At 70.8% G+C, this 19,767-nt stretch carries 18 protein-coding genes; all 18 read right to left on the bottom strand.

Translation table 11 applies throughout. The annotated features are described in order from the left end of the window. Window positions 1-3 precede the first annotated feature (3 nt). The 18 genes from EJ913_RS31755 to EJ913_RS19705 all read right to left on the bottom strand — a co-directional run bounded on the left by EJ913_RS31755 (window position 4) and on the right by EJ913_RS19705 (window position 19,707). A complete protein-coding gene (locus EJ913_RS31755; protein ID WP_185909861.1) occupies window positions 4-834 on the bottom strand; it encodes a hypothetical protein in 831 nt (276 codons plus the stop codon). Further along, a complete protein-coding gene (locus EJ913_RS19780; protein WP_127001063.1) occupies window positions 834-1,994 on the bottom strand; it encodes a hypothetical protein in 1,161 nt (386 codons plus the stop codon). Before EJ913_RS19780 ends, EJ913_RS31755 begins: the two co-directional genes overlap by 1 nt. Then, window positions 1,994-2,851 carry a hypothetical protein gene (locus EJ913_RS19775; RefSeq protein ID WP_127001061.1) on the bottom strand — a complete coding sequence of 286 codons (858 nt, stop codon included), beginning with the start codon at window positions 2,849-2,851 and terminating at the stop codon, window positions 1,994-1,996. The genes EJ913_RS19780 and EJ913_RS19775 overlap by 1 nt, the downstream gene beginning before the upstream one ends. Then, window positions 2,844-4,364, bottom strand: a complete 1,521-nt coding sequence (locus EJ913_RS19770; protein WP_127001059.1) for a hypothetical protein — start codon at window positions 4,362-4,364, stop codon at window positions 2,844-2,846. Before EJ913_RS19770 ends, EJ913_RS19775 begins: the two co-directional genes overlap by 8 nt. Window positions 4,365-4,368: 4 nt before the next feature. Next, the gene (locus EJ913_RS19765) at window positions 4,369-9,600 is read right to left on the bottom strand and encodes a hypothetical protein (RefSeq protein WP_127001049.1); all 5,232 of its coding nucleotides are present in this window, start codon (window positions 9,598-9,600) and stop codon (window positions 4,369-4,371) included. A gap of 2 nt (window positions 9,601-9,602) precedes the next feature. Then, window positions 9,603-10,265 carry a DUF6441 family protein gene (locus EJ913_RS19760; RefSeq protein WP_127001047.1) on the bottom strand — a complete coding sequence of 221 codons (663 nt, stop codon included), beginning with the start codon at window positions 10,263-10,265 and terminating at the stop codon, window positions 9,603-9,605. Then, the gene (locus EJ913_RS19755; protein WP_127001045.1) at window positions 10,262-10,450 is read right to left on the bottom strand and encodes a hypothetical protein; all 189 of its coding nucleotides are present in this window, start codon (window positions 10,448-10,450) and stop codon (window positions 10,262-10,264) included. The genes EJ913_RS19760 and EJ913_RS19755 overlap by 4 nt, the downstream gene beginning before the upstream one ends. 17 nt (window positions 10,451-10,467) lie before the next feature. Next, window positions 10,468-11,259, bottom strand: coding sequence for a hypothetical protein (locus EJ913_RS19750; protein WP_127001043.1), 792 nt, complete (start codon window positions 11,257-11,259; stop codon window positions 10,468-10,470). A gap of 137 nt (window positions 11,260-11,396) precedes the next feature. Then, window positions 11,397-12,551, bottom strand: a complete 1,155-nt coding sequence (locus tag EJ913_RS33075; RefSeq protein WP_127001041.1) for a phage tail tube protein — start codon at window positions 12,549-12,551, stop codon at window positions 11,397-11,399. Between the two features lie 14 nt (window positions 12,552-12,565). Then, entirely contained in the window at window positions 12,566-12,841 is a 276-nt protein-coding gene (locus EJ913_RS19740; RefSeq protein WP_127001039.1) for a hypothetical protein, read from the bottom strand. A 28-nt stretch (window positions 12,842-12,869) separates the two neighbouring features. Further along, the gene (locus tag EJ913_RS19735) at window positions 12,870-13,331 is read right to left on the bottom strand and encodes a hypothetical protein (RefSeq protein ID WP_127001037.1); all 462 of its coding nucleotides are present in this window, start codon (window positions 13,329-13,331) and stop codon (window positions 12,870-12,872) included. Further along, complete coding sequence (locus tag EJ913_RS19730) at window positions 13,331-13,639, bottom strand: head-tail joining protein (RefSeq protein WP_127001035.1); 309 nt, start codon at window positions 13,637-13,639, stop codon at window positions 13,331-13,333. Before EJ913_RS19730 ends, EJ913_RS19735 begins: the two co-directional genes overlap by 1 nt. Window positions 13,640-13,709: 70 nt before the next feature. Beyond that, complete coding sequence (locus tag EJ913_RS19725; protein WP_127001033.1) at window positions 13,710-14,765, bottom strand: major capsid protein; 1,056 nt, start codon at window positions 14,763-14,765, stop codon at window positions 13,710-13,712. Window positions 14,766-14,778: 13 nt separating this feature from the next. Beyond that, window positions 14,779-15,147 carry a head decoration protein gene (locus EJ913_RS19720; RefSeq protein WP_127001031.1) on the bottom strand — a complete coding sequence of 123 codons (369 nt, stop codon included), beginning with the start codon at window positions 15,145-15,147 and terminating at the stop codon, window positions 14,779-14,781. A 4-nt stretch (window positions 15,148-15,151) separates the two neighbouring features. After that, on the bottom strand, window positions 15,152-16,231 hold the full coding sequence (locus tag EJ913_RS19715; RefSeq protein ID WP_127001029.1) for a head maturation protease, ClpP-related: 1,080 nt from the start codon (window positions 16,229-16,231) through the stop codon (window positions 15,152-15,154). 9 nt (window positions 16,232-16,240) lie between these two features. Continuing rightward, a complete protein-coding gene (locus EJ913_RS19710; protein WP_185909860.1) occupies window positions 16,241-17,755 on the bottom strand; it encodes a phage portal protein in 1,515 nt (504 codons plus the stop codon). Continuing rightward, a complete protein-coding gene (locus EJ913_RS31750) occupies window positions 17,755-17,976 on the bottom strand; it encodes a phage head-tail joining protein (RefSeq protein WP_185909859.1) in 222 nt (73 codons plus the stop codon). The genes EJ913_RS19710 and EJ913_RS31750 overlap by 1 nt, the downstream gene beginning before the upstream one ends. Before the next feature lie 3 nt (window positions 17,977-17,979). After that, complete coding sequence (locus EJ913_RS19705) at window positions 17,980-19,707, bottom strand: terminase gpA endonuclease subunit (protein ID WP_127001025.1); 1,728 nt, start codon at window positions 19,705-19,707, stop codon at window positions 17,980-17,982. Between the last annotated feature and the right edge of the window lie 60 nt (window positions 19,708-19,767).

The raw sequence follows: 19,767 nt of genomic DNA, 5'->3' as shown, positions 1-19,767 counted from the left end.
GCCTCATGGAACGATAAATGTTGCGCCGCCATAACCGAAGGCCGTGTGGTAAAGGCCGTCGATGAAGATCACGATGCGCGCATCGGCTCCTTGCGCGGCCCCGGCGGCCCCAGCCCCGGCTCGGTCAGCGTCACCAGAGTTCCCAGGCGTCGGACCGCTGCCCGCGACGGTCGAACCCTTGGCGCCGGACAGCACGAACCCACTGCCGCCGCCACCGCCTGCGGTGTTCCCGCCGTAGCCCCCGAAGTATCCACCACCGCCACCGCCACCACCGTTGCTGCCGGAACCGCCCCCGCCGTAGGTCGGGCCGGACGACCCGCCACCAGCGCCGACACCGGAGCCACCGTTGAGAGCGCCGCCCCCGGCCGTTTGTGTGGCGCCAGCTCCGGCAGAGCCGAAGCTAAAAGCGTAGCCCGCCTCTCCCGATAGGCCGCCTCCGGCGCCGCCCTTTGTCTGGCTGAAATAATCACCGCTGGAACCGCCGCCGCCAGCGATCGCAATGGCCGTGCCCTGATTGATCGTCGTACTGGAAAAGACCCCGGCCAACCCCCCGCCCGCGAAGTTAAGGCCTCCACCCCCCACAACCAATCCGAAGGCCGTCCCGGCCTCCCACGTATCGGTGTACTCGGTATAACCGCCCGCCCCACCGGGCGCGCCCGGATTGCCAGTCGCTGTCCCTCCAGCCGCTCCCCATAACTTGAATTTGACGAGGCGCAGCGGAGCGGAGCCCATCATCATGGTGCCGCCGAACAGGTCGCAGAGCTGCGGGCGGTGAAGGCGCGGCTCCGGTGGCAACAGCAGGCCGGAGGGGCGGCGGATGAAGGCATCCATCATCAGAACCCCTTGATGTAGACGGCGTCGATGGCGGTCGTGCTGACCACCTCGCAGATGACCCGATCCCGCTTGCCGGCGGCGGTCGAGGCCGTCGGCGCGGCGCCATTGGGAAATTTGAACAAGCTAGAGAAGCTGACGGTTTGGTTACCGGTGCCCTGCGTCGGGATGATCGTGAATTCTTGCCCGATCATGGCCGCCGTCAGCGTGGGGTTCCCATAGACAGTCGCCCCGCCAAGGGTGGTCCGGAACTTGTTGCCCGCTGTCAGGTCAAGCGTGATCGTGCTGGTCCAAGGAGCATCCACCGTCTTGGGCACGACGGCACGGCCGAAGCTCGCGACACCGTTGGCTGCGGTCCGGAACACCTCGACGGCCCCGGTGAGCACCAGCGCGACCACCCCGGCGCTGACGAGGTACAGGCCGGTGCCGGCCTCGCCGACTTGGAGACCGGGTGTGGCCGCCGAGCCGGCGACCGTGCGGATCCACGAAGTGGCTGTGCCCGCCAGGGCTTTCAGGAAGGTGGCAAGCTGCCAGCCGGTCCCGTTCGGCTTGACCTCCAGGCCCTGCCCGGCGTTGGCGACCGTGATCGCCGGCAGGTTGACGCTGGCGGCGGCGGCCAGTGCCTGCGCCGCCGCTGCGTCGGCCGCCACGCGGTCGTCATGCACCGCCTGTTTGTCACCTACCACCGTCGCCTTGTCCGCCGCCACCGCCAGCCGGTCGGCCGCCGTGGCGACCGCGTCGGCGTCGGCCGCCACGCGATCGGCGTGCACCGCCGTCTTGTCCGTGGCGACGGCCAGCCGATCGGCGGCGGTCGCCTGGGCGTCGGTGTCGGCGGCGAGACGATCGGCATGCACCGCCGTCTTGTCGGCCGCCACCGCCGTCCGGTCCGCCGCCGTGGCCGCTGCGTCGGCATCGGCGGCGAGACGGTCGGTGTGCATCGCCGTCTTGTCGGTGGCGACCGCCGCCTTATCCTGGGCCACCGTCTGCCGGTCGGCCAGCGTCGCCTCGGCGGCGCTGATGGCCGCTGCCGTGGCCTCGCCGATGCCTTCCGCCCGGCTGTCCAGCTCGGTCAGGACATCGCCCCAGAACGGAGTCCAGTTCTCGAAATACTTGAAGGGCTGGAAGTCGGCGAGTGTCCAGTTCCGGCCGGCGAACATCGGCATCAGACAAGCTCCTCGGCGTTGATGGCCCAGCCGTAGCGGCCGAGCGAGGTCGTGGTGATGCCGACCGTGTCGGTCAGCGCGGCGTAGACGGTGCGGCGGAAGCGGAGCGACGGGTCCTCGTCGGGGGCGCAGACCAGCAGGAAATCGCCGCTCTTGCCGAGCTGGCGGTCGATCTCGAAGCCGGTGCCGTAGGCGTCGCGCGCCAACATGTGCTCGAAGGTCACCGTCACCGTCCGGTAGCCGGGCAGCTTGCGCACCAGCCGCAGCCCACCCCGCGTGCGCTTGACCACACTGGGGTCGACCGGCTTGACGGTCAGGCCGTAAGTGTAGCGGTGCGCCCAGGCTTCGCCGGCCATGAAGCGCCCGGCCTGGACGTAGCCGGCCGGGTTGTCCTCGTCGGAAATCTGCGTGAAGAGGTAGCGCCCATAGACCGGCTCGGGGGCGATGTGCAGGTCGACGGTGCCGCCGGGGTAGGCGTCGGCGTCGATGCCGTCGAAGGGAAAGGCGCCGAAGGCCTCGGCGCCCCACACCACGGTGGGCACCCGCATGCGCTCGAAGCCGGTGTCGTAGACCGGCGGCCCGCTGTTGTCCGGGCTGTTGGTGACGATGTGCCGGCGCCGCGCCAAGGTGCTGCCGTTGTGGTTGAGGAGGGCGAACATCGACAAGGGGGTCAGCCGGCCGAAGTCGATCCGCCACCACGTCGAGGCCTCGGCGGTGTCGGTGGAGCGCGCCACCTCCTGCACGTCCTGCGTCGTCAGGTTGGTCAGCGCCAGCCCACCGCCGGCCACCCACGCGCCGCCGGAATAGGCTCCGGTGTCGCTCGGCTTCTTCCACAGGACGTGCAGCGGCTTAGCCATGACCGATCACCGTCAGCTTGTGTTCCTCGGCGAGCGCGTCGCGCTCGGTCTCCAGCACCAGCCCGCGCCAGCCGGCGGCCAGCCCATAGCGGGCGTCGGTCAGCCGCACCGTGTGGCCGACCTCCAGCCCCAGCGTCAGCGGCACCACCACCTCGAAGGCCTTGACCTTGGCGCCGTAGAGCGCCAGCCGGCGGTCCCGCTCGGCGACCGCAGCGGCTTCCAGGTCGAAGAGGGTCTTGACCTCCTCCTCGCGCGCCAGCAGAGAGGCCGCCGCCGCTCCGGCATGGGTGCCGACGGAGGTCCAGCGGTATTCGTTGGGCAGCGCCTCGCGGTCGGCCGCCGTGACGTTGACCTGGGCGAGGTCGGCATCGGTGATGGTGGCCGCGAAGGGCCGGTAGCCGAGCTTGAGCGTCTTCATGCGGCGCTCGACGGCGCGCGGCGTCAGCTCGATGATGTGCCGCTCATCGAACGTGAAATCCGCCGACGCGGCCGGGCCGTCGTAGCGCCCCAGCCCCAGCAACCGGTTCTCGCCGAAGCCCCAATAGGCGCCGACCGATTCGGCCAATTCGTCGATCGCCGCGCGGACTTGGGGCACGTTGGCGCCGTCGCACCAGTAGCCCAGCACGGCCGGCTGAAGCGCGTTGAACGCGGTAAAGGACGCCGCGTCGAGGTCGGCGGCGGTCAGCGTGGTCATCGCGATGACGAGGTGACGCACCAGATCGGCGAAGCGGTAAATCCAGCTTCCGCCGACCGTCACGCCCTCGGCGTCCACCGTGAAGCGCCCGGCGGGTTTCTGCCCAAGGCGGATGAGACCCGCCGCCTTGGCGGTGGCGATGCCGGTGGCGGGGACCGTGGCGGCGATCAGCGCGGCGTGGGAGGCGTAATCGTTGACCCCGCCGCCGTAGACCACGCCCATGTCGCGGGCGGCCAGCAAGGCGCTGAAGCCGGCCGGGTCGATCATGTAGACGTTGCGGGCGGCGTCGATCAGCACCGGCTCGATCTGCCGGCGCCGGCCGATCAGCCAGGGCTTTTCCCGGCCCTTCAATTCGCTGGTGCCGTCGATCCCGCCCGTCCCGCCGAACTGGCCCCGGCTGGCCGGCACGTCCAACAGCACCAGCAGGTCGCGCAGCTCGATGGCGATCTCGTCGCCCAGCACCAGCTGCTCGGCCGCGCCGCTGAACAGCACACCGAAGTCGGCCAGCGTCGGCCGCTGCTTGGCGGTGTGCAGGATCTCCACCCGCCGGCCGTCCCACTCCAGCTCCGCCAGCCCGTCGAGGGCGCCGTCGTCGTTGGCCAGCGTGGCGCGGCCGAAGCTCGTCTCGCTGTAGCCGCCGATGGCGGTGCCGGCGAACAGGGATCGCTTGGCGGACAGCGGCGTCTCGATCCGGCGGACGAAATAGGTGTTGGGCAGGCTGTCCCCCGGCTCGCTGGTGAAGCCGGTGTCGGAGAACGGGAGAAGCCGCACGGCGCCGAGGGCGGCGTCGTACGGCCAGGCGCGCAGCAGGTAGGGCATGGGGCTATCCGTTGGCGGTGCGAAGGCGGGAACCGACCGGGTCGGCGGCGCGGCCGGTCCGGGCGCCGAACGCCTTGGTCAGGGCGACGGCGCCCTCGCGGGTGGCGGCGGCGTTGTCGGCGTCGCCCTCCTCGGTCAGGACGATCAGGCGCTCCAGCAGGGCGTTCTGCCGGCGCAGCTCGGCCAGCAGCGGAGCGGTGCCGCCGTCCGACGCTCCAGCGCCACCCGCGCGGAAGGCGGTGACGGAGCCGCCGCGCCGGTCGTTGGCGGGCCACCGGCCGGAGTTCAGGGCGGCGAGACCGTCGGCGCCCAGCACGCCCATACCGCGCAGGTTGACCACGCCTTCCCCCGGCATGCCGATCAGCGGGACGGAATCGACGCCGGGGATGGCGCCGGGGCTGTGCGGGATGATGCCGCCCGCCGCGAAGCCGGGCACGCCATGCTCATGCGCCCAGGCCCGCACCGCCGCCTCGTAGGTCGTCTGCTGGTTGTAAGCGGCGATCCAGCTGTTGGCCTTGTCCATCGGGCCGGTGAAGCCGATGCCGCGCATCACCCCGGCGAACGCGTCGGCGCTCATGTACTGGCCGACCGGCTGCAACTCGACCGGGCTGGTGTAGCGGTACGGGTTGTTCTGCCAGCCGAGCCGCTGGTCCGCCGTGTCGATCACCGCCTGGACGGTCCCGCTGCCCTGCGCCCGTGCCCAGGTCATGATCGCCGGCAGGGTCTGCGCCGTCAGCCCCTGAAGCATCCGGTCCACCGTGGCGGTGGTCTGGGTGCCGGTCTGCTGGTTGAGCGGGGACAGGGCCGCCTGCATGATGGCGTGGCTCTGGAGCATGGTGGCGTTCAGGTCGTTGAGCCGGCTGACCGCGTCCTGTCCGAGGCCGATCTGCCGTTGCCCGAAGCTGGCCGCCTCGGCGCGGGCGCGCTGCGTTTCCTTCAGCGCCTCCTGTGCCGTTTCGAGCTGCTGCTCGGCCGTGTCCACGCCCAGCGCCGACACGTCGCCGAACTCGGCCAGCACCGCGCGGACCCGGTCGTAATCGCTGGCGTCGGTGCTGCCGTAGAAGCCCTTGGCCAGCTGCACGAGGGTCGGGGCCAGCGATTGCAAGTCCTTCCCGGCCGCCTCCTTCGCGGCGTCGGAGGCCGTCGCCGCGTGCATGGTCCGATAGGCCGTCTCGAACTGGCGGCGAGCCTCGGCCAGACGGTCGAAGGCCGACAGGGGCGCGTTGTCGTTGAGCGCGAGCGCGTCGAAGGCGGAGCGGAACTGCCGGGCCGACTGCGCGACCTTGACCGCGCCGTCGGTCAGGGTGGCGATGTAGTCCTGTTCCGCCGCGATCTTCTCGTCGTAGGCGTCCAGCAGATCCTGCTTGGCCAACTGGAACGACTGCGTCTCGCGCTCGGCCAGCTGCACCCGCTGGAGCTGGGTGGTGTCCCGGCCGGCGGTCCGGGCCTGGGACAGCTCCACCGCCTGCCGCTGGTCGAGGGAGAGGAGCTGGGCGATCCGGTCCTGTCCCACCGCCGCGTAGGTCCGCGCCAGGAGGTCGGCGTTGTAGGCGGTGAGAGCCGCCTGCCGCTCCTTGGCGGCGGTTTCCCTGTCCAGCCCTTGCACATACCGCAAGCCCGCCAGATAGGCGGCGTCGTTGCCGTCCTTGACCGCCTGGGCGTAGGCGCGCTGCTGGGTCAGCGACAGTTCCAGCGCGGCGGCCTCCTCCCCGCGCCCCTGCGCCTTCAGCGACCGTACCGTCAGATCCTCGGTGGCCGTGGCCTGCGCCGCGAGACGCATCGTCTCGGCCAAGGTGCCGACCGCGCCGCCCAGCGTCGTCGTCACGTCCGACAGGGCGGCGAGCCCCAGCCCGGACATGGCGTTGGTCAGCTGCGCCGTGACCAGCGCGTCCGCCTTGCCGGCGGCATCGTCCACCCCGAGCGCCGCGAAGTTGCGCCGCGTCGTGTCGCGCCCGGCGCCGATTCCGGCCAGCGTGGTCAGGTAGTCGCGGCCCTGCGCCTGATAGAGCGCGGCGTTGTACTCCTCCATCGCCTGGGCGCGGAGCTTGGTCGCCTTGGCGGCGGCGTCGGCGCGGATTTCCGCTTCCGACACGCCGACGTTCCACCGCGTCACGGCCTCGATCCAGGCGTCGGTCGAGCCGCGCAGCTGCGCCATCGCGGTTTCCCACGGCGTCGCGGCCTCCACCGCCCCTTCGAAGGTGGAGCGGATCGATTTTTCCAGGCTGTTCCGGTACGCCGTGCCCAGGCCGATGGTGTCGGCGGTCTTGATTTCGTCGTCGATGCTTTTGAAACCGTCCGCCGCCGCCGTCTTCGCGCTCGCCTGCACCTGGGCGAGCGATTTGTTCAGCTCGGCGAAGGCTTCCGTGGCGGTGTCGATCTTCTTCGCCACGTCGAGGTATTTCTGGAGCGTTTCGAGATCATCGACGTTCTTGGCCGCGTCCGATGCCAGGGCCTTGGCGACGGAGCTGTTGGGGTCCGAGGCGCTGATGCCCTCGTTGACCATCCGCCGGATCAGCAGCTTGGGGTCGTTGTGGACGCCGTTCCCGGTGGCGGCCTCGGTGCCGCCCTCCCAATAGCCGAAGTTCTTGTCGGCGATCTTCAGGCCGTAGGTGTCGGCCAGGGTGTTGAAGCCCTGCGCGAGGGCGGCGGTCACGGTCTTGACGTTGGAGTCGTCGCCGCCGTTGTCCGCCGCGCTCGGCCCCTGGGCGTAGCGCCCATTTTGCACGATCACATTGCCCTGGGCGTTCGGCCCGACGCTGGGCTTCTGGCTGCCCACCGCCGCCATGACGGCGGCCAAAACCGCCGCCGCGATCCACCCATAAACGGGGATGGCGGACAGGGCTGCGGTGGCGCCGGCCATGCCGCTGACGCCAGCGGCCGAGGCCGCCGCGCCCATGCCCAGGGCGCCGGTGATCGCCGTGCCGGCTGCATAGGTGCCCACGCCCAGAGCCGCGCCTGTGACGGCGCCACCCACCTTGGACCCACCCATGTAGGTGTTGGAGAGGTAGGCGCCCCCCATGCCGCCGAGCATGCCGTAGGGCGCCGCCGCGCCGATGGCGCCGAGGCCACTCGACAGCGCGGTTCCTGACGAATTGGCGGCGTAGGCGGTACCGACCTTGGTGGCCTCGCCTGCGATCAGCGTGCCGCCGGCCCCGGTGCCGACCGGCGCGCTGGTCATCATCGGATAGGCGGTCGAGAGGCCCCAGGAGTGCCCAAGGCTGCTTTCGGCCAGATAGGTCCCGGCCCCCGCAAGGGTCGAGGACGTGGAGCCGGTGATCCCGGAGTAGAGGTTCTGGCCGCCCTGGATCAGCTGCGACATGCCGCCGTTGGCGATGGAGCCGCCCTGCCCGTTGGCGGTCTGGCTGCCGGCGCTGCCGCCGGTCGCGGCGCTGGAGATCCCGAACAGCGACGGCGCCGAGCCGACCACCTGCGTCACGATCGGCAGGATGATGTTGGCGTTCAGCGCCTCGATGGCGATCCGTTTGAACAGGTTCTTGAAGATCGTCAGCGCGTCCTGCGCCTTGGCCTCGCCCGTGAACTGGTCCCACAGGTTCTCGGACACGTCCTTGCCGATGTCCTTGGCGACATCGCGGACGTCGTCCTGGAATTTCTTGATCGCCTGGGTGTCGGCGATCCGCTCCTGGAGGCCGACCCACTGCGTCTTGACCTCGCTGGCCGCCTCGCCCCAGCGCTCGGTCGCCTCGCGCTGGATTTGCAGGCTGCGCACCGCGCGCTCGCGGGCGCCCGGCAGCAGGGTGTTCAGCGCCAGCTCGTCCTGGGCGTATTTCAGGCTGGTCTTGGCCGCGTCCAGCGTCTTGGTGTCGGCGGCGACCGCCTTCCAGCGCTCGGCCTCCTTCACCTTGGCGGCGATGGCCTTGCCTTCGGCGGTGGACTCGGTCGTGTGGGCCTTGGCCAGCTCCGCCGCGATGCGGGTCTGCTCGTTGGCCGCGCGCTGCTCCGCCGCGCCCATGCCGGCGATCTCGGCCAGCCGCTTCTGCGCGTCCACGTCGCGGTCGAGTTCGGCGACGACCCGCGCGCGCTGCTTGGCCAGCGTCTCGGCCGCCGTGCCCGCCTTGTTCGACGCCTTCTCGTCCTCCTGGAGCTGGTCGATGCGCTCCTGCTGCTTGACCAGCTCGTCGATCAGCGACCGCGTGCCGGCGTCCAGCTCCATGCGCCCAGCCGCACGCGCCTTGGTCAGGGCTTCGGTCTCCAGCCGGGCGCGCAGCTTCCCGGCGCTGCTCAGGTCCTCGGCGTCGGCAGTCAGCTTGGCCTCGGCGATCTGCTGCCGCAGGCTCTCCCGGTAATCCTCGACCACGCCGCGCGCGTCGCGCAGGGACGTGTTGCCCTGTTCGGTGGCGAGGCGGGCGTCGCGGGCGCCGTCGTTGTACTGGCCCAAGGTGCCGCGCAGCACCTCGACTTCCTGCCGCAGCTCCTTCACCTTGCTGTTCTGGAACAGATAGGTGATCGCGGCACCGGCGGCCGACGCCGCGTCGGCCGTGCCGAGCATCCCGACTTCCAGCGCCTTCAGCTCGGCGTCGGCCTTGGCCAGCCGCTTCTGGGCGGCGTCGGTGGCGGCGCGGCCCTCGGCCTCCAGCGCCGCCTTCACCCCCTCCGACGCGCCCTTCATCTCGTCACTGGCGCGCTTGGCGAACTCAAGCGCCTTGGTGTAGCTGGTGAAGGAGGTGGTGGTGTCGTCGGCGTTCTGGCCCAGGCTGAAGATCGCGCCGGCCGCCACCGAGGCGATGGCGACGAAGGCGCCGATCACCGCGCCGGCCGGGCCGAAGGCGGACGCGATCTGCGGCCCTTGCTGCGCCATGATGATGAAAGCGCTGGTGCCCATCTGGGCCTGCACCGTCACGTCCTGGATCTGGGCGCCGAGGTTGCCCATCGCGCCCCGGAACGAGCCGGCGGAGCTGGTGGCCGCCCCCATCCCCGCCGCCGCCTGGGCGTGGGCCTGCTGCGACCGCGCCAACAGCTGGTTGTAGCGCTCCTGCGTCACCGTCCCGGCGGCGAGGTTCTTGTTCAGGATGTCGGTGTCGCGGGCAAGGCGCTGCGTGGCGCGGGCGGCGGGGTCGAGCCGCCCCTCCAGCCCCTCGAAGGAGCGGCGCAGCTTGTCGACGGAGTTGTCGTTGCCCACCGCTTTGACGGTGACGCCCAGCGCCTCCAGCTTCTGGCGGACGGCGTCGAGGTTGTCCGCCTCGACGCCGATGCGGACGCTGACCTGTCTTTGCGCCATGGCTACCGTCCGAGGATGTTGGAGAGGTTGGCGACCAGCTGCGCCTCCGCCTGCTTGGCGGCGGCGGCGAGGTCGAGGAGCTTGCGGCCCCGCACCCGCTTGACCAGCAGGAAGAGGGGAATCGAAGTCGCCCGGCCGGCGCCGCCGCGCGCCAGGGTATCGCCCCGCGCCTTGCCGTCGGCGACCAGCAGGGCGCGGGCGCCGTTGCCGATCGGCACGAAGCGCAGCGCCCCGAACTTCGACGTGGCGGCCACCACGTTGGACCATTTCGCCGGCATCGGGCTGGCGCGACGGGAGTCATCACGCATCGGGCTCTTGTCCAACCCGGCCGCCTTGGCGGCGGGCAGCGGGATCGCCAGCCACTTCCCACCGCGCGCCGTGATGGTCTCGCCATTATCGAAGGCATCGTGCAACCGGGTCGCCTTCGAGTAGACGAGCCCCGCCGGGCGGAGGGTGCGGCGACGGCTGATCTTGGGATACAGGTCCAGCCGCCACGCCTTTTCCAGCCCACTGCCCAGCCCGGCCGCGACGGTCTGCCGGCGCAGCTCCGCCTGGAGACCTTCCGAGGCGGAGCGCACCGCCGCGCGGGCGGCGTCGGCGATCTCGTCGAAGCGGGTGTTCATCAGCTCCTTCAGGTCGCCGCTGATCCGGCCGACGATCTTCATCCCGGTTCTCCCGCCAGCAATTCGGCCTCGGCGGCGGTCATGATGGCGAAGGCGTCGAGCATGATCGCCGCCTGATCGCCGAAGCCGCCGGCCTCCGGCAGATGCCCGGCCACCGGGATGATCCCGCCCGCCATGCCGGCGACGCGGCCCGGCGGCGGGCGGTAGGCCCGCCAGAACTGGACCATGTCGAAATGGTCCTCGGTCAGGTCGAGGCGGGGGTTCCGCTCGAAGCGTTCGCCGAAGAGGACCCACGCGGAGCCGTCAGGCGCTTGGTCTTCGCCGTCGGGGAAGGCTTCCGGCTGGAGGCTGACCGCGACGGCGATGCGGAGTTTTTTTCCAGATCCTTCGACGGGCGCATCAGGCTCATGATCTTGAAGCCGACCGCCTGAAGCTCCTCCTCGGACAGATGGGCCAGCGTCGCGTCGGTGGTCAGGTCGCGGCGGCGGACGAAGGGCGCGTCGGAACCGTCCTCCGCCTTGATGCCCTCCCAGCCGAGCAGGAAATGGCGGCAAGCGATGAGCGGGGCCACGGCAATGAAGAAGTCGCGGTCGCCCTCCAGCGCGGCGAAGCGCCCACCGCACGAGCGCGCCACGCTCTTGATGGTCTCCAGCCTGTCGGAGGCCGTGGGATCGACCTCGCCCTGGGAGGCGGCCTCGACCTCGTCGATCAGCGCCAGCAGGTCGTCCAGATTGTAGGGCGCCACCTCCTTCAGGTCCTCGCGCAGAGCGCGGTACAGGGCGACGTCGCCGGGATAGGTGGTGCCGGCCGCCTTCAGGTCGCGGCGGAAGGCGGCGCGGGTGAAGTGGCTGGCGATGCCCAGGCGGAACACCGGCTGCGGCGCGGCGTCGATCTCGGCCTGGGTGGCGTCGATCAGACGGCCGAAGGCCTCGCGCTCGGCGTCGGCCTCGGCCCTGTCGCGCAGCTTGGCCAGGATGGCGAGATGATCGACGAGCGGCGTGAACGGGATCACGTCCTTGGTGGAAACGGGGAGCATGGAAGCCTCATGTCGGTTGAGGGAGTGGGTGCGGGCGGGGCCGACATCCCCGCCCGCGCGGGCGCCGAGGCGCCCATCGGCGGCCCGTTGCGCAAACGGGGCCGATCGGTGACCCGGTGTCGGCCGGGGTCTCGGGATCAGTGCAGGCAGAGGAAGGCGCCGGCATCCTCGCCGGTGCAGGCGAACTGATGGGTGTTGGTCATCAGCCCGTTGCGGTCGCCCGGCGCGAGGCTGGTGTAGAAGCCGGCCGGGATGGTCAGGCCGATCCGGTTGCCGACCGCCGTCCCGTAGGAGGCGTGGAGGATCTGCGGCGTTCCGGCGCGGAAGGCGGCCATGCTGTCGCGGGTGGCGATCAGCGTTTCCAGCGGGTCGCAGGACCCGGTCATGTTGCGTGACGTGACGATGGAGGGGTCGAAGCCCTCGGCGGCGTTCGGGTTGTCCGGGTTGGTCATCTGGTTGCCGAACTCGATCGACATCGAGGCCATCGCCGAGGGGGTGCGGTCGACCAGCGCCTTGCCGCCCTTCCACACCGGCGGACGGGTGCTGTCGTAGACCAGCCCGGCCGGCACCGGGGAATCGACCTTGGCCAGGAACATCCCGGTGAAGGTGAAGCTGATGCGGCCGATGTTTCCGCTCTGGAGCTTGACGCTGGCGTTGCCGCGCGCGCCCACCACCTTGTAGAGCACGCCGTCCAGGAAGAGGTGCAGGGTCAGCGACGGGATGGAAACCGAGGCCGGGCGGTACAGCACGTTGGCCGGCACCTGATAGCTGGTGCCGGCGCTCAACGGCGAGGCGAAGCGGTCCGCCAGGACGGCAAGCTTCCCGGCGGTGTAGTCGGCGACGAAGCTGGTGGCGCCGGCCGCCGGGTTGCCGGTCAGCAGCAGCGGCATGCCGCGATAGGCCTGGGCGGTGCCGCTGGCGCCGGCTCCCAGCGTCAAGCTGGTGGCGGTGCCGGCGGTGGCGGCCTCCGGGGCGACCGGAACGGCGGCGGCGGTGAGGACCTCCGACCACGCGCAGGCCTTCAGCAGCTTGCCCCACTCCGGCGGGGTGCCGGCGGCGCCCGAGCCCTTCAGCAGCACGTCGCCGGTGATCTGCACCGTCATGCCGCCGGCGATCGGGCCGCGCCCGTCCAGGCTGCCCGTGGCCTCGTTGGTCTGCACGATGTTGGGGTTGAAGCTGATTTGCGGGTTCTCGACCAGCACGGCGTCGAGACCGGCGACGGGCACGGCCTCGACGCCCTCGGTGGTCTCGATCTTCGCCAGCAGGGCGGCGTTGCGGGAACGCAGGGCCATGGGGGGATGCTCCTTCAGTCGGCCAGCGGCGCGGTGACGATCGGCGCGGTGACGATCGGCGTCTCGCTGGCGAGCCGGCGGCGCTTGGCGGTGGGGGACAGGGCGAGCGGATCGCCGTCCGGCTCGGCGCCATGGGCGTCGGTCTCGTCGGCCAACGGGGGCGTGGCGAGGGAGGCGTCCGCCGGAGCGGTCTCCCCGGTGATGGCCACGAGCTGGTCGCCGTCGCGACGCTCGAAGGTCTGGGCAGGCGTCGGCACCACCGCCGCCGCCCGATGGGCCGGAATGTCCATGGAAGCTCTCCAGGGTGATGAAACGTGGTCAGGGCGCCAGGGCGTAGGGGTCGCCGGGCTTGGTCCAGTACTCGACGCTGTAGACGGCGAAGACATCGCCCCGCCCGCCGATGCCCTCTTCGTCGGCCGCGTCCTGGTCGGCGTCGGCGAGGTTGGTGTCGACGACGAGCCCGCCGAGCGTCGGGTCGGCCTCGATGGCGCGCTGGAGCGCCGTCCACAGCGCCACCAATGCCCGGTCCAGCCCGGCGTCGGTCGCGTCGCTGGTGTAGGCCGTCACGGTGATGCGTTCGGTGTTGCGCACCACCGCCGCGCTTTCCTGGTCGGAGGAGACCGGGGCGCCCCGCATCACCAGCGCCGGCAGCTTCTCGTCGGGGACCGCCTTGCGGCGCCCCCGGTAGACGGTGATGGCGCGCGGGGAGGCCTCCACCATCACGGTTTCGAGAAGGGCCTGGAACGCGGTCAGCACCCGCTCCCGCACGGGGTCCGTCATCAGCCCAGCTCCAGGCGCCAGACCAGCCGGTCGGCGTCCGGCCGGCTGGCCTTCTGGACGCTCGCCGTCCGCCCGCCGAAGGCGAGAAGCCCCTCCTCCTCCATCGCCGCCACCTCGGACACCCGGATCTCGGCGATCCGCGCCGTGGTGCCGATGGCGCTGCCTCCGCTGCGCCAGTCCACGTCCGGCTGCCGGATCATCGCGCGGCACGGCACGGGCGGGCCGCCGTCGGGCGGGGTGTAGAGGGCATCCACCGCCATGTTCGAGTCGGCGAACAGGCTGTCGAGCATGCCGGCGAAGGCGTTCATGCGGGGACCTCCGGAAACGCGAAGGGCCGCCCAGGGGCGGCCCTCTCGCAGTCAGGCGTGGGAACGGGGATCAGGCCTTCTTCAGGCGGAGCAAGCTCTTGGGGCGCAGGCAGATGGCCAGCGGGTTGGACTGCACCTCGAAGGTCCGCAGGCTGGAGGTCTGCCGCTCCTCGCGCTGGAGCATGTAGCTCGGCAGCCCCTCGGTGTTGACGAAATCCCAGGTGTCGGCCGGGGCGAAGTAGGTCTTGAACAGGCCCGGCACGCCCATGGCGAAGAGCCGCGCCTCGTCGGCCGGCACCGCCACCTTGGTGTCGTCCGAACCCCGGTAGTTCACCCAGGTGATGCCGCCGTACTTGAACGAGTCGTAGGCGTCGTGCTGGGCGATGATCTCCGGCGCCTGCATGTTGCCGGTGACCGCCAGCTGGCGGGCCTGCGTCACCTCCTTGTTGCCCCACGCGGCGTCGTAGAAATCATCGCCGCACAGCGCGACCGGCGCGGCGCCGGCCAGCGAGAAGCCGTTCAGCGCCTTGGTCTGCGCCCGGCGCAGCTTGAGGCAGGCCTTGCCGAACTCCGAGCCGTCGGCGGTGAACGCGCCGAAGTCCCAGGTGGTCAGGCCCGGCCGGCTCTGGCCGTAATGGGCGAAATAGTCCCACAGCACCGAGGTTCCGTCGGCGTCGTAGACCACGCCGTCGATGGCGCCGAGATAGAAATGCTCCAGCGTGAAGCCCAGCTGGGCCTTCAGGCCGGTCGGCCCCTCCACCCGCTTGTAGACCAGACGCTCGGCGGTCTGGAGCTGGTTGGCGGTGCCCAGCACGCGCACGCCCGAGACCTGGTCGGCGGTGATGACCGCCTCGCGCGCCAGGCGCACCGTGGACAGGTGGCGGGTCGTGCCCTTGCTGTTCTTCGACTGGCTCGGCGCCGCGCCGCGCGGGCTGGTCTCGATCAGGCTGAGGTTGCCGTTCTCGTCGTCGAAGGCGACGGTGGTGGTGTAGACGCCTTCCCCGGTGAACACGCCCAGCGATCCCAGGAAGCCGGGCACGAAGGGGATGTTGGTGTTGACCTGGGCGGTCATCGTCGCGTTGGAAAAGGCGTCGTCGTTGAAGGCGTCAAGGGTCAGTTCGGCCATGGTGGCGGGCTCCTCAGCGGGCGATGACGAAAGCGGCGGCCAGATCGGCGAGGCCGGCGGTCTTGCCGGCGGCGTCGAGGCCGTCGGCCCAGACCAGCGCCTCGGCGGCGACCTCGGCCAGCCGGACGATGCCGGTGGCCTTCACGTCGGCGGCGGTGGCGTCCACCCCGGCGTAGAGGATGGCGGCGGCGGTTTCCGAGCCGTCGGTGCCGGCGTTGTCGTAGGGGACGTGTTTGCCGCCGGCCGTCAGCGTCGCCAGGACCGTGCCGGCCTGGAGCTTCCCGGCGCCCGAGGCGACGGTGATGGTGGCGCGCGACAGGCGGCCATTGGCTTCCGAGACGAGAAACTCGCCCGCGTGCATGCCTTCGGTGAACGTTGCCATGGGATCAGGCCTTCGGGCTGTTGAACGTGCGGTAGGCGGCGGCGGCGTCGATCGCGACCGCCTTGGCGGCGGGCGGCTCGACCGTGACCGGGGCGACCGAACTCCGCTCGAACTGCGCCACGTCGCGCTTCAGCAGCTCGGCCCGGACGCTCTGCGGCGTCAGGCCCTTGCGGATGTAGCCGGCCGCGTTCCTCGGGCAGCCGGCGATCTCGCACAGGTCGGTGATCTCGGCCGCCTCGGCGCGCAGCCGGGCGGTCATCGCCTCCGGCGTCTCGCCGGGGACCGGGGAACGCTTGCCGGCGTTGGCCTCGGCCTCGGCGGCGAGCTGCGCGCGCAGCTCGGCCTCCGGGGTGGCGGCGCCGGCCGGCGGCTGGGTGCCGGCGGTCGGCGCCGTCGGGGTCTGCGGTTTGCTCATGCTGTCTCCGTTGGGGGCGGTGGGGGATTGGGCGCGCGGCGGGGTGGCGCTCAGCTTGCCGGCGACCGCGGCGGGCACCGCGGCGAAGCGGCCGGGGGTCACCGCGGCGAAGTTGGTCGCGTCCACCGCGCCGGTGACGACATCGCAGAAGCCGAGATCCTTGGCCTCGGCCGCCGTCATCCAGGTCCCGCCATCGGTCAGCAGCTCGCTGATCCTGGTCTCATCCAGGCCGGTCTTGGCCCGGTAGGCGGCGACCAGCGACTTGCGCATCTGGTCCATGATGAGGGCGGTCTCACGCAGGTCTTCCGCCGTGCCGGACGCCCACCAAGAGACGTTGTGGATCATCATCATGGCGTTGGCGGGCATCTCCACCACGTCGCCAGCCATGGCGATGACGGAGGCGATGGAGCCGGCGAAGGCGTCAATCTTGACGGTGACCTTGGCCGGGTGGGTGCGCAGCAGGTTGTTGATCGCCAGCCCGGCGAAGAACTCGCCGCCGCCACAGTTGATTCGGACGGTGAGGTCCGTCACCGGCCCAAGCGCCTTCAGGTCGTCGGCGAAATCCCTCGCCGTGGTGCCCCAATAGCCGATTTCGTCATAGAGGAAGATCGTGGGGGCGGATTGACCGCTGCCCTCGGCGGCGGCCTTGATCTCGTACCATTTTGCCATGTCGATGCCCTACTCGGTTGCCGCGCCGCCCTCGGCGCCGTCCTGGTTGCCGCCAGCCGGCGGCGGAGCGCCCGCGCCGGCCGCCTTGTCCGGCGGCAGATAGCCCTTGTCCCGGAGCGACTTGACCCACGCCAGATCGGCCTCGATCCGCGCCTTGTTCGCCGCCGGGTCCTCGCCCAGCCCCTCCCAGACGGCGGACAACGGCTTGTGCAGGCCATCGACCGCCTCCTTCTCCGCCTTCACGTCCTTCAGCGGATCGACCCATTCCCAGCGCGGCGGCTGCCACGGCACGTCCAGGATGGCGGACAGCTCCGTCCTGTAGGGCGCGAGCTCGGGCCGCCCGGCCAGGGCGGCGGCCTCGACGAACCAGCGCCAGACGGTGCGGCAGAGCTGGAAGACGATGACCGCGTGCTGGAACGCCTCGACCCGGCGGCGGTAGGCGATGAACTGCGCCCGGATGCTGGAGAAGTTGACCTTGGAGAAATCCCCGGTGACCAGCGGATAGGGCACGCCGAGCGCGGCGCACAGGCGCAGCAGCGCCCGGAACATGAAGGCCTCGAACGCGCCGCCGACATCGGCCGGGGTGGAGGGCCGCGCGTCCCAGCCGGGGGGAAGCGTCACCGTCGAACCGGGCCGCAGGGTGATTGGCGGCGGCGGGGCGATGGATTCGTTCTCGGCGTCGGGCAGATCGGGACGGAAGAAGAAGAAGGCGTGCAGCGCCGCCACCTTCTTGCGGTCCAGCTCGGCGTCCTCATAGACATCCAGCAGCCACGCCGGGACGATCCCGGCCGCGAACTGGCAGACACCGCGCCGCTGCCCGGCCTCGGACGGGTCGAAGACGTGGATCACATCGCGCGCCGGCACCCGGACCAAGGTGGTGGGGTCGAGGTCGCCCGGCGTCGGGTCGGTCGGGTTGCCCCGGTGGAACCAATAGGCGACCCGCCGGTCCCGGACGGTCCGGTCGTACTCGATTCCCTGGACGATCGGGTTGCCGCCGGGCGCCGTGCCATTGTGCTGGGCCGGGCACTGCTCCGAAGGCAGGAATTGCAGCTGGACCGGCACCTCCAGGCTATCCTGGGGGAAGCGCGGCCGACGGCGGATGAAGCATTCGCCGACGACGAAGCCCTCGTCCCCGGCCCGGCGCTGCATGCCTTCGAAGTCCAGCACGCCCTCGGCGTCGGCCTGCCATGTCCAGCGGTTGTACAGCGCCTTCAGGGCCTCGTCGCCCACGGTCGGGGTGAAGCCGGTGCCGATCACGTCGCCCTTCCAGGCCTCGGCCGCCGCCTTCACATAACCGTTGTTGCGCCGCAGGTAGCGGGCGCGGGTGGTGACGGTGCGGCCCGAGGAGGAAATCAGGGCGTTGATGTGCTGGGCCGCCGGGACGAAGGAGGTCAGCCGGCCGCCGTACTGCGCCGCGTCCAGGCCGTTGGACCGGTTGCTCGGCCCCGGCGTTGCCGGCGTGACCGGGCGGGCTGTCCGCCCCGAGGCGTCGCCGGCCGCCACGCGAAGGATGGGCTTGCTCATCAGAGATCCTTGACGCTGCGGGTGCGCTGGTAGACCGGCCCGACGGCCCGGCCCTTGCGGGCGGCGAGGCGCTTCTCCAGGTCCTGGATCGCCGTGTCCAGCTCGGCGCCGGTCCGGTATTCGACCCGCGACCCGTCCGCCCGCTGGACCAGTCGGGCGTCGTTGGCGCGGGCCTTGAGAAGCTGCTCCAACCGCGCTTCCAGCTCGGGGGTGGTGGCCATGGGCTATCTCGCTGTGTAGTCGTTGTGGTGGACGACGGTTTCCCATCGGCTTTTCTTGGCCGGCGGCGCGGGTTTGGCGGGCACCGGGACCGGCGTATCGGTGTCGCCGGCATCCTCCCCGGCGGTGGAGGGAGCGACGACGGCGAGCGCTTCGGCGAGCTGCGCCCAGCGGTTGGCGGACCAGCGTTCCGCCCCCAGCGCGATCAGCACCGCGCGGGCGTATTTCCAGCCGTCCAGCGCCTCGGTGGCGTGGACCTGTTTCCAGTTGCCGCTCTCCTCCATCCACTGGTCGCCGACCAGCTGCTTGCACAGCTCCTCGCTGGCCTGCTTGTTCAGGTGGACGTAGCCGGCGGGATGGACCGCGCCCTCGGCCGCCTCGTCCTCCGTCGGCGGGTCGAGGCCCAGCAGCCCGTACAGCTCCAGCGTCAGGGTGTGGCCGCCGACCATCCCGAGCCGCAGGCCCCGCTTGCGCCGCTTGCCGTCCGTCGTGGACTCGCGCACGCTCGACCACGCGAAGGCCGGGGCGCCCAGGCTGTTGGCGCCCTTGATCGGGATGACCAGACCGGGATGCTTGCGGCTCCAGGCCTCGACCTGCTTGGTGGCATAGCCGGTGTCGGCGCCGACCTTGGTCAGGCTCAGCTCCACCCCGGACTCGTGCGTCCAATGGCCCTGGATGGCCTCCGACGCCTTGGTCCACACCTCGGCCTCGTAGGGGTTGCCGGGAATCACGATGTGGTCGACCAGCCAGGACTGCCAGTCCGCCCCCCAGGCCCACACGAAGACCTCGACGCGGTTCTTCTGCACGTCGATGCCGGCGGTCAGGATCAGCCCGCCGGCCGGGATCCGGCGGTAGTCCTCGCGGCGCTCATAGAGCCGGCGCCACTCCGGCGCCTCGCCGCGCACCACGTAGGTTTCGGCGAGGACCTGATTGACGAAGACCCGCAGCTTGTTGGGGTCCTTGCGGACCCGGACGAACTCCTTGGCCAGCTCCAGCCAGGACGCCTGGGCAAACTGGCTGTAGCCGGACCAGATGTGGAAGGAGCGGTGCGGCCAGTTCTCCGGCGCGTGCGCCCGCCACGCGCCATGCTCGTCCATCCAGGCCTTGCCGCCGACCTCCCCCTCGCCTTCCTCCTCGATGGGGCAGCCGTTGACGCAGACGTACCACGCGTGGGTCGGCGCCTCCTTCGGCTCCCAGCGGATGCCCGGCCCGGTGCCGTTGCCGAACTGGATGATCTGCATCTCGCCGCAGTGCGGGCAGGGCACGTAGCGGTGTTCCTGGGTGCCCTGTTCGAACAGCGCGTCGATCTTGCTGGCGCCCTTGACCGTCGGCGTGCTGCCGGCGGCCTTCAGCGGCTCGTCCGAGGTCAGGCAGCGCTTGAACGCCAGCTCGGCTTGGTCGCCCTCCATGCCGGCCGTGGCCGGGTAGCCGTCGGGCTCCTCCAGCAGCACCTTGTCGGCGGTGATGCGGCGGAACTCCTTCGGGCTGTTCGCTCCCTTGATCTTGATCCAGCCGCCGGGGAAGCGTTTGGAGCGGATCGTGTTGCTGGCGTCCCGTTTCTTCCCGCTGAACAGCCGGCGCACCGCCGGCCACAGCAGCAGCTTGGCGACGTCGTCCTTGGCGAAGTCCTCGGCGTCGTCGATGGTCGGCTGGTAGACCAGCACCCGGCTGGGGTTCTGGTCGGCGCAGTAGCCGATGTAGTTTGAACCGCCCCGAGTTTGTCGGAGGCCGATTTGGTTGAGTCACGCCGCGATGGCGACGTCCTCGATTTGAGCATAATAGCGCGCTTCGGC

The organism is Azospirillum doebereinerae, assembly GCF_003989665.1.
In the GTDB taxonomy this organism is placed as follows: Bacteria; Pseudomonadota; Alphaproteobacteria; order Azospirillales; family Azospirillaceae; genus Azospirillum; species Azospirillum doebereinerae.
The sequence above is the reverse complement of the archived record's forward strand: the minus strand, read 5'-3'. Positions and strand labels throughout refer to the sequence as shown.

What these genes read in the sequence shown, in the direction of transcription:
- EJ913_RS31755 (WP_185909861.1), bottom strand. Translation starts at nt 834, where the DNA reads ATGATGGATGCCTTCATCCGCCGCCCCTCCGGCCTGCTGTTGCCACCG.
- EJ913_RS19780 (WP_127001063.1), bottom strand. Translation starts at nt 1,994, where the DNA reads ATGCCGATGTTCGCCGGCCGGAACTGGACACTCGCCGACTTCCAGCCC.
- EJ913_RS19775 (WP_127001061.1), bottom strand. Translation starts at nt 2,851, where the DNA reads ATGGCTAAGCCGCTGCACGTCCTGTGGAAGAAGCCGAGCGACACCGGA.
- EJ913_RS19770 (WP_127001059.1), bottom strand. Translation starts at nt 4,364, where the DNA reads ATGCCCTACCTGCTGCGCGCCTGGCCGTACGACGCCGCCCTCGGCGCC.
- EJ913_RS19765 (WP_127001049.1), bottom strand. Translation starts at nt 9,600, where the DNA reads ATGGCGCAAAGACAGGTCAGCGTCCGCATCGGCGTCGAGGCGGACAAC.
- EJ913_RS19760 (WP_127001047.1), bottom strand. Translation starts at nt 10,265, where the DNA reads ATGAAGATCGTCGGCCGGATCAGCGGCGACCTGAAGGAGCTGATGAAC.
- EJ913_RS19755 (WP_127001045.1), bottom strand. Translation starts at nt 10,450, where the DNA reads ATGGTCCAGTTCTGGCGGGCCTACCGCCCGCCGCCGGGCCGCGTCGCC.
- EJ913_RS19750 (WP_127001043.1), bottom strand. Translation starts at nt 11,259, where the DNA reads ATGCTCCCCGTTTCCACCAAGGACGTGATCCCGTTCACGCCGCTCGTC.
- EJ913_RS33075 (WP_127001041.1), bottom strand. Translation starts at nt 12,551, where the DNA reads ATGGCCCTGCGTTCCCGCAACGCCGCCCTGCTGGCGAAGATCGAGACC.
- EJ913_RS19740 (WP_127001039.1), bottom strand. Translation starts at nt 12,841, where the DNA reads ATGGACATTCCGGCCCATCGGGCGGCGGCGGTGGTGCCGACGCCTGCC.
- EJ913_RS19735 (WP_127001037.1), bottom strand. Translation starts at nt 13,331, where the DNA reads ATGACGGACCCCGTGCGGGAGCGGGTGCTGACCGCGTTCCAGGCCCTT.
- EJ913_RS19730 (WP_127001035.1), bottom strand. Translation starts at nt 13,639, where the DNA reads ATGAACGCCTTCGCCGGCATGCTCGACAGCCTGTTCGCCGACTCGAAC.
- EJ913_RS19725 (WP_127001033.1), bottom strand. Translation starts at nt 14,765, where the DNA reads ATGGCCGAACTGACCCTTGACGCCTTCAACGACGACGCCTTTTCCAAC.
- EJ913_RS19720 (WP_127001031.1), bottom strand. Translation starts at nt 15,147, where the DNA reads ATGGCAACGTTCACCGAAGGCATGCACGCGGGCGAGTTTCTCGTCTCG.
- EJ913_RS19715 (WP_127001029.1), bottom strand. Translation starts at nt 16,231, where the DNA reads ATGGCAAAATGGTACGAGATCAAGGCCGCCGCCGAGGGCAGCGGTCAA.
- EJ913_RS19710 (WP_185909860.1), bottom strand. Translation starts at nt 17,755, where the DNA reads ATGAGCAAGCCCATCCTTCGCGTGGCGGCCGGCGACGCCTCGGGGCGG.
- EJ913_RS31750 (WP_185909859.1), bottom strand. Translation starts at nt 17,976, where the DNA reads ATGGCCACCACCCCCGAGCTGGAAGCGCGGTTGGAGCAGCTTCTCAAG.